Origin of the sequence: Fibrobacter sp. UWB2 (genome assembly GCF_002210425.1) — a bacterium.
GTDB classification, from domain to species: domain Bacteria; phylum Fibrobacterota; class Fibrobacteria; order Fibrobacterales; family Fibrobacteraceae; genus Fibrobacter; species Fibrobacter elongatus.
Map to the genome: position 1 here is coordinate 113,540 of NZ_MWQK01000001.1, position 13,758 is coordinate 127,297.

Consider the following 13,758-nt stretch of genomic DNA (forward strand, 5'->3'; position numbering starts at 1 on the left):
CATATGATTGATAAATTGGATTCTTTAGATGTGGGCGAGAAGGTGCTCGAAGGCAAGGCGGCGTGGAAGTACGCCGAAGATATCTTGCAGTTGGTGTCGCGTACGTTTGCGCTGAACATCCAGGTTTTGCGTGGCAAGTTGCACCGCAGTATTTTGCTTGCGTACCTTTATTTGCGCATTGCCGATACGGTCGAAGATGACCCGGACATGAAGGCGACCGAAAAGGACCGCGTGCTTGCGCTGTTTGCTGATGTGTTCAAGACGGGCGAACTTGAGACCGAGAAAATTCGTACGTTCGTAGCTGCACTCCCGGAATCTTGGCATGGCTCTGAAGACCCGAACAAGGATCTTTGCTCGAAGTCCGAAGTCGTGGTGCCGCTTTTGAAGTCGCTTCCTAAGAACTACCAGAAGCCGGTTTGCGACGTGGTGATTGAAATGTGCGGTGGCATGGCGAAGTTTGCACTCCGTCAGGAAGCTGCGCTTTCGGCGGGCTGGTTTACGCTTGCGAACGTGGGCGAACTCGATGAATACTGCTACTATGTGGCAGGCATTGTCGGCAAGCTCTTGACCAAGTTATTCTCGGCGGACACGTGCTTTATCAATGCAGAACGCGAGGCGGAACTTTCGAAGCTGGACGTGAGCTTTGGGCTTGCCTTGCAGGTCGTGAACATCGTGAAGGACTGCGTCGAGGATTCTGGACGCCGCGTGTGCTTTATCCCTGAAGAGATTTGCAAACGTCATGGTTTTGCGCATCCGAGCGAACTTTTTGCTGCAGGAGCTGATGCTCAAAAATGCGGCGCAGTGCTTTCGGAACTTGTCGAGAAGGCTTGGCATCATTTGGACGATGCGATTGCCTATACGAAGCTCATCCCGAACATCAAGATGCGCACGAGGCTCTTCTGCCTCTGGCCGCTCTTTATGGCGGCGGAGAACTTGAGCTTGATCGGGAATGGCGTGTCGGTGTTCACTTCGGACAAGAAGGTGAAAATCACGCGCGATACCGTGAAGCGAATTGTCAAGGAAACGTCGATGCACTTCTATTCGGACAAGTGGATTGATGAAGCTTATAAGAAAATCAAAGGATAATATGGAAAAGTTTTATAATAAGTGGCCGTTCCATGTGGCGGTGATTGTTTTTAGCATTATTTCTGACCAGTTGACGAAGCTGTGGGCGGTGTCGCGTTTTACCGACGAAGCTGGGAATTTTACGTACGAGAAAATTCCTGTGATTGGTGAACTAGTGCGCTTCCAGCTTGTGTACAACAAGGGCGCTGCGTTCAGTAGCCGTCCGCAAGACTTGATGCCGTTCTTGCCGCCTTGGGTGTTCTTTTTGTTGATTTCGATTGTCGCCGCTTTTGCACTCGCTTGGTTCTATAAGTCCATCGACAAGCGTGATTACTTGAGCCGCTTGGGCGTTGTGATGATTCTCGGCGGTGCTGTCGGAAACTTCATCGACCGCATGCGTATGCAGATGGTTGTGGACTTTATCGACTGCGATTTCCCGGACTTTATCATGACTCGATTCCCGACGTTTAACGTGGCGGACTCGTTCGTGACTGTTGGCGTTGCTCTTGTGATTCTGTCTCCCGTGATCTTGCGTAAGCTGCATAAGCAAATTAAGGAAGAAAAAGACGCGGAAAAAAGTGCTAAAGAAAACCCGCCAAACCCCTAAATCCTAATACAAAAAATGAATTATATCGTAGAAGAAAAACATAATGGTGAACGTATCGACAAGTTCCTTGTCGGCGTTATGGAAAATGTCTCCCGCACAGACGTGCAGAAGCTGATTGAAGCAGGCGAAGTCAAGGTCGGCGGTGGCAAAGTATCCAAGAACTTCCGCGTAGAAACGGGGATGGCGGTTGTCGTTGAAAAGATGATCGAGAAGGAATCTTCGACGCTTGAACCCGAAGATATTCCGCTGAACATCGTTTATGAAGATGACGATATCGTGGTTATCAACAAGCCGCGCAATTTGGTGGTGCATCCGGGTAATGGCGTGAGCAAGGGAACGCTTGCTGCAGCACTCTTGTACCATTTCAAGGAAAATCTTTCGACCGTGAACGGTCCGCTTCGTCCGGGTATTGTCCACCGTCTGGACAAGGATACGCCGGGGCTTATGGTGGTCGCAAAAAACGATGCCGCTCATAGGCATTTGGCGCACCAGCTCGAAACTCGCACGCTCCATCGCACGTACAATGCGCTTGTATGGGGTTGCCCGCGTGACCTCGAAGGAACGATTGACGCTCCGATTGGCCGCAACCCGAAGAACCGTCTCAAGATGGCGGTGGTGAAGGGCGGTAAGGAAAGCCGTACGCATTACGTTGCCAAACAGTTCTTTGCGATTGCAACGCTTTTGGAATTGCAGTTGGAATCTGGCCGTACGCACCAGATTCGTGTGCATAGCCGTTACACGGGCCATCCGGTCGTTGGCGATCCACTTTACGATGGTCGTGACGAAAGTTTGAACCGCGTGCCGCCTCTGATGAAGCCGGTGGCGGAGAAGGTTCTTGAAATTGCTCCGGCGCAGCTTTTGCAGGCCGTGAAGATTGAACTCATCCATCCGCGCACGAACAAGAAGCTTACGTTCAAGGTCCCGATGGAAGAGCCGTTTGCAAATGTGCTCAAGCTCTTGAAGAAGGAATGCCCGGCATCGGCGCCTGTGTATGACGAAGAAGAAGGTTTCCGCGATTTCGATGCGCAGATTCGCTTTGACGAAGATGATGAATTTGACGAATACGCAGAACCGCTGGAAATCTCGCCGGATGAAGCCGCTCCTGTGAAGGAACGCAAGACGCGTGCCCAGCGCCTCGCCGAGAAAAAGGCGACTGCCGCCAAGCGCCGTGCCGTTGCCGCTGAACGCAAGCTCATCAAGCAGATGAAGGCCGCTCGTCGCAAGGGAATTGCCCCGGAAGACTTTGTGGAACCAGGTTACGAACCCACAATCGATCCGGAATTGCTTTAATCTAAAACTTACAAGCTAACAATGACTAATTCTTACTTCTTTATCGGTGTTGCTGGCGTGGGCATGAGTGCTATCGCGCAGTATTTGGTGGGCAAGGGCGTTGCCGTGAGTGGTAGCGACCGTCAGTTTGGCGAGTTCCTGAACGGGAATGCCGAGAAGCCGCTTGTCATGAGTCAACTCGAAGATTGCGGAATCAAGTGCTTTGCGCAGGATGGTTCCGGAGTTGTCGAAGGTCTTACCGCCGTCGTGGTGAGCACCGCGATTGAAGATACGAATCCGGATTTGAAGCGCGCGAAGGAACTTGGCGTCCCGGTGATGCACCGCAGCGAAATGCTCGCAAAGATTTCCAAGGAAGCACGCACGATTGCGATTAGCGGTACGAGCGGAAAGTCGACGGTGACCGCGATGGTTTACCACATTCTCGAATATGCGGGACTCCAGCCGTCTGTGATGACGGGGGCTGGCCTCGTGAACTTGCAGGCTCAGGGCAAGATTGGAAATGCTGTGAGTGGCAAGGGCGAATGGCTCGTTGCCGAAGTCGATGAAAGCGATGGAACGCTTGTTCGCTATGAACCGGAAATCGGCGTCATTTTGAACATCGACAAAGACCACAAGGAAATCTCCGAGCTCGAACAAATTTTCTTGAAGTTTAGCCAGAACGTTTTGAGCGCAGGTCACATCTTGATTGTGAACGATGCGCACCCGCTCGCAAAGAAGTTTAGCGCCGGTCGTGAATTTGACTTTGGCTATGAAAGCTATGTAAGCGTCCAGGGAATTGATTTTAAGTCGGTCGGGACTCACATCCAGTTCCGCGTGCGTCATAGCAATGAACTTGTGAAGTTCGAAATTCCGCTGCCGGGCAAGCACAATATGGAAAATGCTTTGGCCGCCACAGCCGCCGCACTTCGCGCGGGCGTTTCGCTCCACACATGTGCCGATGCGCTTTCGTCTTTCCCGGGCGTGTTCCGCCGTCACCAGATTCTCGGGACATTCAACGGCGTGACGCTTGTCGATGACTTTGCTCACAATCCGGCGAAAATTGCCGCAAGCATCAAAAGCGCCCAGGACTTTACTGAAGGCCGCGTGATTGCTTGGTTCCAGCCACATGGCTTTGGTCCGACGCGATTCTTGCGCAAGGACTTGGTGGACTTTATCGCCAAGACGCTCCGCCCGATGGACATGGATTTTGACCGCAAGAACGATGTGATGTTCTTCAGTGAAATCTATTACGCTGGCGGAACGGTCACGCGTGACATTAGCGCAGGCGACCTTGCGGACGACTTGATTCTCAAGGGTTGTGAGGCTATTTACATTGCTGACCGCAACGAGTGTGCTAAGAAAATGCTAGAATATGCAGAGCCGGGTGACACGATTTTGCTGATGGGCGCGAGAGATCCTAGCTTGCAAGAGTTCGCTCGCTCGGTAAAGCAACTTTTGGAAAATCGTTAAGCGCATCAGGATCGCGCGGTCGTGTTAGACTCGTGTGGTCTTGTCAAAAATAGGGGAAAATTGCAATGGACAAAAAGATTGTTCTAAAAAATGTGTTTTTTGATGGCGCAAAGCGCGACATCTTGATCGTCGGTAATCTCTTTGAAAAGGTCACGCGTCTGCTGGAACCGTCTGATTACGATGGCGCCGAAATTGTCGATTGTTCGCATTTCGCAATTATGCCCGCGTTTTACAATGGCCATACGCATGCGGCGATGAGCTTATTGCGCGGCTATGCCGACGACATGGAACTTGGCAAATGGCTCAACGATTACATCTGGCCGATGGAAGCTAAGTTCACGGATGACGATATCCGCGCGGGGAGTCGATTGGCGATTCTTGAAATGATCAAGTCGGGAACGGTATTCTTTGCCGATATGTATTGGCATCGCGAACAAACGGTCCGTGTTGTCGAAGAAATGGGAATCCGTGCGGCTATTGGCGTTACCATGGCCGAAAATTTGTTGACTCCTGAGGGCTGGGCGAGAAATATAGACTTCATGAGAAAGCACAAGTGCGAATCGGAACGTGTGCAGCTTGTGGTGATGCCGCACGCCGTTTATACGGTGGGTGAGGAGAAAACCGCAGAACTCATAGAACTTGCCCACGAAGAAAATTACAAGATTCACACGCATTTATCCGAAACGATGACTGAAATTAAGAATTGCATGGAACAGTTCGGCTGTACGCCTGTGGAATTCTGGAAACGTTTGGGCGGTTTGAATTCGAATTTCTCGGCGGCGCACTGCACGCATTTCACGGCGTCTGACCGCAAGATTTTTGCGGAATCGGGTGCAACCGCAATTCTGAACCCGTGCTCCAACATGAAGCTGAACAGCGGCATTCCGCAGGTTGCCGAAATGCTCAAGGACGGCATGAAGCTTGGTCTTGGCACGGATGGCGATTCGTCGAATAATAATCTCGACATGCAAGAAGAAATGAAGACGATTGCGCTTTTGGCGAAGTATCTCGGAACCGCAGAAACGCTCCCAGCAGAAGAAACTCTCAAGATGGCTACATGCAATGTTGCGCAGTTCTTTGGAATCAATGCCGGCCGCATTGCAGAAGGCTATCTCGCAGATTGCTTGCTGATTGACTTGAACAATGAACGCATGGTGCCGTGCTACAACATCTATAGCAACTGGGTCTATTCCGCAAATTCTAGCGCAATCGATTCTGTGATGTGCAACGGCAAGTTCGTGATGCGTGGCCGCCACGTCGATGGGGAAGAAGAAATTCTCCGCGATGCTCGCGAATGCGCTGCACGTCTCGCTTCGAAATAAAGAGGCGACTTTCAGACGCCTCTCGTTTTCTTGCCTCTGTTTTGTCAAGCCCGCTTTTGCGGGCTTTCTCTTTTTCAGTTACTTTTTAGCAGAGCTTGAAGACGAAGCGGAATCGCTCGAGGTCCCGTTTTCGAACGTTTTTAATGCGGCGTCCTTAGCGGCAATAGCGGCGTCTTTTGCCTTCTCGGCTGTTTCGCTAACTTTGTTTGAAAGGCTATCAGCGGCGTTCTTGACGGCTGCCTTTGCGCTATCGGCTGCTTCTTCTGTCGAACCTTTAGCTTTGTCTGTAATTGTCTTTGTAAGTTCGCTTGCCTTTTCTTTTGCCATCTTGCGGAGATTTACTTCGTCAGAAGAATATCCCATGGCTTCAAGTGAAGACTTGTATATGCTATAGAATACCGCATCGTTCCTCGTGTTCTTGAGGTTCCCTTCGACGGGGAGCAAATGCAGAATTGTGAGAAATAAGAAGCAGATAAGCGAAGCTTTGATAACGCCGAAAAGCAATCCCAGAATGCGGTTTGTCTTTCCGACGATGGTGTTCTTGATGGAATCGCCGACCAGGTGCCCGATGAACGAGAACAGAAGGAACGGCACCAAAAAGCCGATGCACGTGCAAATGAGGTGCGCGGCAAAGTCTCCAAAAGCAAAATTGCGTATAAAGAAACCACACAAAAGGTCTTGGGCGAAATACGCACCAAGAATCGCTGAAATCCACGCACAGAGCCTAAACACGCTGCTCAGAAGTCCGCGCCACAACCCAAGGACGCTAAAAACGAGCAGGCAAGCTGCGCACGCAATATCTATCCAATTCATTGGACAAATCCTCTAGATAGCTAGGTGAATAGCGACGGACGCTATTGCAGTGACTATCACTCCTAGTAAAAAGCCTATACCGTACTTAAATGTAGTTTTTTGTGGCTTGGGAGAGATGACCGTGTCGACCGGTTGGTCTTCGTTTACCGTGTCAGCCCATTCGGCGATGTAGGGGGTCATGTCGCGCGGGTATTCTCTCATGAGGTCGGCAAGCTCGTTTGCGGCATCGCATGCCGAAGACGGGCGCTTGCTCGCGCGCTTGTTGAGTAGTTTCAATACGAACTTGCGGAGAGGCTTGGGGACATCATCCGGGAAAACTTCGAGCTTGAATTTCATCTTGAGGATGTTTTCGCGCGTTTCTTCGAAGTCCTTGCCGCGGAAAAGGTTCTCGCCAATGAGCATTTCGCTCGCGATGATGCCTATGCTAAAGAGGTCGCTTGCGTAGTTGACCTTTTCGCCCATGATTTGCTCGGGGCTCATGTAGGCGGCGGTGCCGATGATGCAACCGGTCTGCGTGAGTTCCTTGCCGATTTCAAGCGGGGTATCCGTGTGGGCGATGCCAAAGTCCAGGAGGCGAACACGGCCGTCCTTGTCAATCATCATGTTTGCGGGCTTTAAGTCGCGGTGGGTCACGCCGTTGCGGTGGGCATGGCTCAATGCACTCAAAAGTTCGTACAAAATGGTCTCGACAACCCAGACAGGCGGTCGCTTGTTTCTCAGGAGCAAATCCTTGAGGCTCGAGCCCTGCACGTATTCCATCGACATCGTGTAGTTGCCATCGCTATCTTTCCAGAGGGCATACGGCTGAATGATGCTTGGATGGTTAAGGTGGGCGAGGATACTCCCTTCTTGCAGGAATCTCTTGATGTAGATGTCCTGCTGGTTCAAGTTTGTATTGAGTCTCTTGGCAACGACAAGTCTGTCGAGAGACGGGTCCCGACAAAGCCACAGGCTACCCATGGCTCCGCTGTTCAGAGCTTGTATTGGTTTGTATCCGCCGATTTTAGACGGGAGCTGATCTTTGACTTTCTTTCTGGACTGTGTTGCCTTGACCTCTTCCATGCTGCCCTATATAGAAAAAGATTTATTTCTTGTCGCTCAGGTAAATGCTCTGGTGCTTTGTCTTCGGGTCCTGATTGGGGTAATCGAGGATGTAGTGGAGACCGCGAGATTCCTTGCGACGGAGGGCGGCAATGAGAATCATCTTGGAAACCTGAAGGGCGTTCAGGAATTCAAGGTAGTGCAAGTTTTCAGTTTCTTTGTTCTTGATGGCGGTATCGACATCCTTCTGGAGTTCTTCGATGACCTTGAGACCTTGGTTGAGGCCAGCGACGGTACGGACAATGCCGCAGTGCGTCCACATCATGTCTTGGAGCATCTTCTTGCGCTTGCGCCAGTAGGCGGCCTTTGCGAAGCTGACTGATTCCTTGGCGGAGGACTTGCTTGGAATTATCTTGTCTTTAACGATGCCGCTCTTTTCGATATCATCGACAGCGCGGATGGCAAATACGACGCTTTCCAAAAGCGAGTTAGATGCAAGACGGTTTGCGCCATGGACGCCCGTTGCAGCAACTTCGCCGCAAGCATAGAGTCCCTTGATTTCGGTGCGGGACCATGTGTCGACGAGAACGCCACCGCACATGTAGTGGGCAGCCGGGACGACCGGAATCCATTCCTTGGTGATATCGATGCCTGCATCCATGCACTTAGAATAAATGTGCGGGAAGTGGCTCTTGATGTCCTTCGGGGTGCGGCCAGAGAGGTCGATAAACATGTGGTCCTTGCCGAGACGCTGCATTTCGCTGTGGATGGCGCGAGCGACAATGTCGCGCGGGGCGAGGGAGTGCAGCGGGTGCACCTGGTTCATGAATTCTTCGCCCTTGTCGTTCTTGAGGATGCCGCCAAAACCGCGCACCGCTTCGGAAATGAGGAACGGCTTCTTGAACTTCGGTGCGTACAAACTTGTCGGGTGGAACTGCATGAACTCGATATCCTGGAGGGCGGCGCCAGCGCGTGCTGCAATTGCCATGCCATCGCCACAGCTATCGGGCGGGCAGACGGTGTACTGCCAAATGCGGCCTGCACCACCAGTCGAAAGAATGGTAGCCTTTGCGTAGATGCGTTCGACTTCGCCAGACTTCTGGTGAATAATCTTTGCACCGATGCAACGCTTGTTCTTGCCTTCGCCTTCGCAAATCAAATCCTTGATGTAGCAGTTCTCGAGGTAGTCGATGTTCTTTTGCTTGTGAAGTTCGCAAAGGAGGGCGCGCATAATCTCTTTACCGGTGAGGTCTGCGGCGTGCAAAATGCGGTGGTGACTGTGTCCGCCTTCGAGGTGGAGGTCAAATTGAGTCTTGTCTTCGGGCGACGGTGTGAACTGGACGCCCCACTTGACGAGCTGCTTGATAGTCGTGGGACCGTTCTTCACGAGAATTTTCACGGAGTCCTTTTTGCAAAGACCTGCACCTGCTTCGAGGGTGTCTGCCACATGGAATTCAAATTTGTCTGTTTTTTCGGTGACAGAGCAGATACCGCCTTGAGCGTAGTTCGATGAGCCGTCCGGCTTTGCACCTTTGGTTAAAATGACAACGTGGAACCCTTTTTCTGCCGCGTGGAGGGCGGCGCTCAATCCAGAAATGCCGGCACCCAGAACCAAAATATCGTACATGAGATACTCCAAAGGAATTGTTGTATTTTTATATCCCATAAATAGAAAAAATAGGGCTTTTCGGCATTATATTTGGCTTGTAATTTCGATAAAATAAAATGCAAACATTTTTTTTTGCTATTTTTCGAGCGACAAAATTTTAATGGAGTTGTCTCTATGTTAACGTGGATTAATGAAAAAGCCAAGTGGGTAATTGTGATCTTTGCCGCCGGTATCGCTATCGGTCTTCTCGCCATGGACCGTGTTCCGGACCAGGGCCGCAGCTATCCTATTGGTGTTGTCAACGATACCAAGATTTCCTATGCGGACTTCGATTCTCGCGTGAAGATGATCGTGCAGAACCAGTATCAGAACCAGCACTTGGATGACGAACAGTATTCTCAGCTCCGTGCCCAGGTGTTCTCGAGCTTCGTTCGCCAGGCTCTCTTTGCCGAACAGTACGAAACGGCCGAACTTAGCGCCTCGGTTGCTGAACTCAAGAACGAATTCAAGCGCAATTCCGACGCCGTTCGCGCACGCTTGGTCCAGGAAGCTCAGGCTCGCCTCTATGCCATCCAGCAGCAGGCTTCTTCTCAGGAAGACTTGATGCAGCGCACTCAGGCCTACATCTCTTCTCTCCCGAAGTTCCTCACCGACACGACTTTCAACAAGGCTGACTATGACGCTTGGATTGAAACTCCGGCCGCTTACCGCTGGAGTGCCATGCTCATGCTCGAAGACGAAATGAAGAACAATACCATTCCGGCTCGTCAGCTTCAGACCTTGGTCGGCGCTTCTGTCCATCCGACTTCTCTCGAAGCCAAGTGGGCTGTTGAACGCCGCATGACGGACTACGAACTGCAGGTGGCGGTCGCCCCGAGCGCATCCTTTGTTGTGGATAGCAACGCCGTTGATAGCGTCATGGTCGCTGGCTATTTCAACGCTCACATGGATAGCTTCTTTGTGCAGAAGGACGTGGCTCAGTTCCAGTACGTCTCTCTCCCGGTTGAAGCTACTGCCGGTGATGATGCTAGCATCCGCGAATACGCAATGACCCTTTACTACCAGCTCACGGATTCTTCTTCTACGACGACGTTCGAAGACATGGCTCGCGTTTCTTCTGAAGATCCGGGCAGCGCAGAAAAGGGGGGCGTCCTGAGTGAAGATTTCGTCGGTCGTGGCACTTACGTCAAGCCGTTCGAAGATGCTGCTTTCGCTCTTGATTCTGGCAAGATTTCTGAACCGGTCCGCTCTCAGTTCGGTTACCACATCATCAAGTCCTACGGCAACGTGAAGAATGCTAAGGGCGAAGTTGAAAAGGTCAAGGTCGGTCACATCCTCCTCACCGTGACGGCTTCTTCCAATACTATTGATAGCCTCGAAAAGATTCTCACCAACATCAAGAAGGATGTTGATGCTGGTTCTGACTTGCTGACCGAAGCTCAGGCTCGTGGTCTCGAAGTCAAGACTTCTGAATGGGTTTCTAACGATGGCAACATTGCAGCTTTCGGTTACCTCAAGGGTCTCGCTTCTTTCGCTTGGCCGAACGAAAACCTCCCGAAGGAAGAAAGCGAAATTTCTGGCGTGCTCAGAAACAACAAGTGGGTTGTTATCGCCAAGAAGATTGGTTCTTACAAGGCTGGCGAACGTAGCCTTCCGCTTTACTACAACGATATCAAGGCAACGCTTATCAAGCAGAAGTCTGCCAAGGCTGCTGAAAGCTACTTGAACTCTGTTGCCGCCCAGGTCAAGGCTTGGAATCCGGCTGATACCGCTACCAAGATTGAAAAGGTTGAACTCGAAACCAAGAACGCTTCTGTCGACGGCTTTGTTCCGGGCTTCGGCTACGGCAATGCTCAGATTGCACGCGTTGTGGGCAAGGCTACTGTTGGTGAATGGACCGCTCCGGTTGTTGCCGAAAATGGCGCCGTGATGCTCAAGGTCGTTTCCAAGAAGACTCCGAAGCTCGAAGAAGTAGAAGAAGCCATCAAGCAGGATGTGGACAACTCCTACCGCTTTGGCGTGATGACTGCTTTCAACGACTACGTCACTTCTCTCGAAGCTTCTACGCCGGTCAAGAGCAACCTCGACCTCTTCTACAGAGACTAAGGGCTTTTGCGAGAGCTTGACTCTCGTGAGCGTGCACAAAAATCCGTCAGCAAATAAACTCAATTATTGGTTGACGGAATTTGCTTAATTTGCTATAATGTGCCGCACTCGCCCCCATCGTCTAGTGGCCCAGGACTCGGGATTCTCATTCCCGCAACAGCGGTTCGAGTCCGCTTGGGGGTACTAAAAACGACCAACGAAAAGTTGGTCGTTTTTATTTTCCGCCCCAGGGGTATAAAAAAGTCTAACCGAAAAGGTTAGGCTTTTTTTGTAATATGAAAGTCTTGCGGGCGGGGCCCCAGCTCGGAGTTGACGCCTACGGCGTCAGCGGCTTCACTCGGTCATGTGCGCCTGCAAGCAGTCGCCCGCGACTCTCGTTTTGCACGCTACTGCGAAGGATTCTGTAAAACTAAAAAAGCCTGGGTGTTTTACCCTGGCTTTTCAAATGCTTTAGCGAGCTTCGCGCAGTTTAGTTAATACCCGCGCATTTTAGCTTTCAATTACTTGATGGTGCTTGTGAGGCGGAAGGCAAAACCAACGTCGCTGATTTCGTTACCGCTGTAGACGCTGAACTGGAGCTTGGACTTGCCGACCTTCTTGGCCCATGCAACGGTCCATGCCCAATCGTCGATGTTCTTGCCATCGGTGAGGTCTGCGCGGTCATTGATGTGTTCCCATTCCACGTAGAGGCTGCTCATGAGTGTGTTCAAGAAACCGGACTTCGGAGCAAATTCAGCACCAATGTAGAACGGATGGTAAGAAGCAGACTTCAGGTACTTATATTCCGGAGCGACATAGTTCGACACTTTTTCGTTGATGCCATCTTCTTGCGTGAAAATGAAACCGTATTCACCGTAGAGGCGGAAGAATTCCACCGGGTTGAAGCTCAAGTAGGTAGCAAGGCGGTGGGTGACGTATGCGGTGTTTTGGATCAGGTCAAGGGCGTTCACGCGGTAGGCAAACTTTGCTTCGAGCGGGAAGTCGAACTTGAGGTCTTCTTCAATGCGAACGTAGCCGGTGTTGGCCTTGTTGTCTCTTGTGGCAATCATGGCGTTGAAGTTGGAGTAACCTGTCTTCCAGCCAAGTTCAATGGCGTTGTGGCTGTAGTCGCGCATCCAGAGGCCGCGAGCCGTGAGGTCCTTATCGATGTAAGTACCGAAGTGAGTGGACTGAGACCAGTCCGTCTTCCAGTGACCGACCTTGATATTGAAGGCGTGGTCATTGTATGCCCACTTGTAGTTAGCCCAGTAGAGGTCTGCGAGAATCTTGTCGTAGCTAGTGGTTTTGCCGTCGCCGTCCTTAATCTTGTTGCCGAACTGCGGGGCGAAAATGCGCAACATGACCTGTGCGTCGAAGTTATCGCTCTTGTAGAGACCGCCAATGTTAGCGCGGATCCAGAAGGAGCTCAGGTTGTTGTCGTCATCGGCGAGAGTCTTGGTTGCCTGAGTCTGGACGTTGCCCTTGAGGCTGAATTCGCCATCGGCTGCGAAGGCGGCAGTGCACATACCTGCGACCAAAAGTGCGCTTGTCATTTTTTTGAAGTTCATAGTTTCTCCATGTAAGTTTTTCGTGCACAAATTTAGAAAAATCGGAAAATATTTAAAGATAATTTGAAAGTAAGCGATTCAATTTTTATTTTTGCCTCACAAAATATCCATTGGAGTACAAGAATGAGAATGATTTCCCGCATTGCATTTTCGGCAATAGTGGCAGTTTCTTTTGCATCTGCCGGCAAACTTGCACCGAACAAGACGCACGCCGTGCTGAACGTGACTTACACGAACGAAGAAAACGTTCCGCATGCCAAGAAAAAGCTCACGTTTGTGGGGCAGAACAAGGGAAAAAAGGTGGTCATCACGACGGACGTGTATGGTGAAGCTAGCTTCCATATCCCGCGTGAAGATTCCTACACGATTCTCTGCGAAAGCTTGACGGGACCGTTTGAATGCGGCGAAACTCCGTATGTTTCCCGCACGGCAAGCACGGGTGGAATTTCGGTCGTTTTTGACGATACTCGTTCCGAACTTACGGGCGTGACGTTCAAGGCGGGCAGCGCTGAACTTGTGCCGAGCTCCTTGAAGACTCTCAATGCCGCGATTGCAGGGCTCAAGCGCAATCCGAAGGCCAAGATTGAGGTGGAAGGCCATACAAGTAGCGATGGCTCCGCAGAACTCAACCAGCAACTTTCTGAAGATCGCGCAAACAGTGTCCGCAATTATATGATTGAACAGGGGATTGATGCTGACCGCGTGACTGCTGTGGGTTATGGCCCGAGTCGCCCGAAGGGTGACAACTCGACAGAAGCGGGTCGCCGCGCCAACCGTCGTATTGAGCTTAAAGTGCTCAACGCCGACGAAGTGAATTTCTAAAAACGAAATCTAAATAACCGAGATGCGCGGCCGATGAGCCGCGCGAATCTTGAAAATGCAAAAAGCCGCAATCGCGGCTTTTTTTAT

The 13,758-nt window shown here is 51.2% G+C and carries 11 protein-coding genes and 1 tRNA gene; 8 read left to right on the top strand and 4 right to left on the bottom strand.

Annotation, left to right across the window (positions count from 1 at the left end):
* The first annotated feature begins 3 nt into the window (after window positions 1-3).
* From B7982_RS00535 to B7982_RS00555, 5 genes are all read left to right on the top strand, one after another.
* On the top strand, window positions 4-1,086 hold the full coding sequence (locus B7982_RS00535; RefSeq protein WP_014545217.1) for a squalene/phytoene synthase family protein: 1,083 nt from the start codon (window positions 4-6) through the stop codon (window positions 1,084-1,086).
* 1 nt (window position 1,087) lies between these two features.
* Window positions 1,088-1,672 (top strand): signal peptidase II, encoded by a 585-nt coding sequence (gene lspA / locus B7982_RS00540; RefSeq protein WP_088659094.1) that lies wholly within the window; start codon window positions 1,088-1,090, stop codon window positions 1,670-1,672.
* A gap of 15 nt (window positions 1,673-1,687) precedes the next feature.
* Window positions 1,688-2,962, top strand: a complete 1,275-nt coding sequence (locus B7982_RS00545) for an RluA family pseudouridine synthase (protein ID WP_088659095.1) — start codon at window positions 1,688-1,690, stop codon at window positions 2,960-2,962.
* Window positions 2,963-2,983: 21 nt separating this feature from the next.
* Window positions 2,984-4,411, top strand: coding sequence for a UDP-N-acetylmuramate--L-alanine ligase (gene murC / locus B7982_RS00550; RefSeq protein ID WP_088659096.1), 1,428 nt, complete (start codon window positions 2,984-2,986; stop codon window positions 4,409-4,411).
* Between the two features lie 65 nt (window positions 4,412-4,476).
* Window positions 4,477-5,733, top strand: coding sequence for an amidohydrolase (locus tag B7982_RS00555; RefSeq protein WP_088659097.1), 1,257 nt, complete (start codon window positions 4,477-4,479; stop codon window positions 5,731-5,733).
* A gap of 78 nt (window positions 5,734-5,811) precedes the next feature.
* On the opposite strand, the gene B7982_RS00560 is transcribed toward B7982_RS00555, so the two are convergent.
* Genes B7982_RS00560 through nadB form a run of 3 tightly spaced genes read right to left on the bottom strand, consistent with a single transcriptional unit; the run spans window position 5,812 to window position 9,214 of the window.
* On the bottom strand, window positions 5,812-6,546 hold the full coding sequence (locus B7982_RS00560; protein WP_088659098.1) for a CvpA family protein: 735 nt from the start codon (window positions 6,544-6,546) through the stop codon (window positions 5,812-5,814).
* Between the two features lie 12 nt (window positions 6,547-6,558).
* The gene (locus B7982_RS00565) at window positions 6,559-7,608 is read right to left on the bottom strand and encodes a serine/threonine-protein kinase (protein WP_088659099.1); all 1,050 of its coding nucleotides are present in this window, start codon (window positions 7,606-7,608) and stop codon (window positions 6,559-6,561) included.
* A gap of 22 nt (window positions 7,609-7,630) precedes the next feature.
* Window positions 7,631-9,214, bottom strand: a complete 1,584-nt coding sequence (nadB, locus tag B7982_RS00570) for an L-aspartate oxidase (protein ID WP_088659100.1) — start codon at window positions 9,212-9,214, stop codon at window positions 7,631-7,633.
* 156 nt (window positions 9,215-9,370) lie between these two features.
* Between nadB and B7982_RS00575 the strand changes: the two genes are divergently transcribed.
* The gene (locus tag B7982_RS00575; protein ID WP_088659101.1) at window positions 9,371-11,302 is read left to right on the top strand and encodes a peptidylprolyl isomerase; all 1,932 of its coding nucleotides are present in this window, start codon (window positions 9,371-9,373) and stop codon (window positions 11,300-11,302) included.
* 110 nt (window positions 11,303-11,412) lie between these two features.
* A tRNA-Glu gene (locus B7982_RS00580) sits at window positions 11,413-11,485 on the top strand.
* 317 nt (window positions 11,486-11,802) lie between these two features.
* Here the strand turns inward: B7982_RS00580 and B7982_RS00585 are convergent.
* On the bottom strand, window positions 11,803-12,849 hold the full coding sequence (locus tag B7982_RS00585; RefSeq protein WP_088659102.1) for a hypothetical protein: 1,047 nt from the start codon (window positions 12,847-12,849) through the stop codon (window positions 11,803-11,805).
* Window positions 12,850-12,972: 123 nt separating this feature from the next.
* Here B7982_RS00585 and B7982_RS00590 point away from each other — a divergent pair, with 123 nt between their 5' ends.
* Window positions 12,973-13,671 carry an OmpA family protein gene (locus tag B7982_RS00590; RefSeq protein ID WP_014544883.1) on the top strand — a complete coding sequence of 233 codons (699 nt, stop codon included), beginning with the start codon at window positions 12,973-12,975 and terminating at the stop codon, window positions 13,669-13,671.
* The last annotated feature ends 87 nt before the right edge of the window (window positions 13,672-13,758 follow it).

Excerpts from the sequence above, each read along its gene's own strand:
- B7982_RS00585 (WP_088659102.1), bottom strand. The coding sequence starts at position 12,849 with ATGAACTTCAAAAAAATGACAAGCGCACTTTTGGTCGCAGGTATGTGC.
- B7982_RS00590 (WP_014544883.1), top strand. The coding sequence starts at position 12,973 with ATGAGAATGATTTCCCGCATTGCATTTTCGGCAATAGTGGCAGTTTCT.
- B7982_RS00535 (WP_014545217.1), top strand. The coding sequence starts at position 4 with ATGATTGATAAATTGGATTCTTTAGATGTGGGCGAGAAGGTGCTCGAA.
- murC (WP_088659096.1), top strand. The coding sequence starts at position 2,984 with ATGACTAATTCTTACTTCTTTATCGGTGTTGCTGGCGTGGGCATGAGT.
- nadB (WP_088659100.1), bottom strand. The coding sequence starts at position 9,214 with ATGTACGATATTTTGGTTCTGGGTGCCGGCATTTCTGGATTGAGCGCC.
- B7982_RS00560 (WP_088659098.1), bottom strand. The coding sequence starts at position 6,546 with ATGAATTGGATAGATATTGCGTGCGCAGCTTGCCTGCTCGTTTTTAGC.
- lspA (WP_088659094.1), top strand. The coding sequence starts at position 1,088 with ATGGAAAAGTTTTATAATAAGTGGCCGTTCCATGTGGCGGTGATTGTT.
- B7982_RS00565 (WP_088659099.1), bottom strand. The coding sequence starts at position 7,608 with ATGGAAGAGGTCAAGGCAACACAGTCCAGAAAGAAAGTCAAAGATCAG.
- B7982_RS00555 (WP_088659097.1), top strand. The coding sequence starts at position 4,477 with ATGGACAAAAAGATTGTTCTAAAAAATGTGTTTTTTGATGGCGCAAAG.
- B7982_RS00545 (WP_088659095.1), top strand. The coding sequence starts at position 1,688 with ATGAATTATATCGTAGAAGAAAAACATAATGGTGAACGTATCGACAAG.
- B7982_RS00575 (WP_088659101.1), top strand. The coding sequence starts at position 9,371 with ATGTTAACGTGGATTAATGAAAAAGCCAAGTGGGTAATTGTGATCTTT.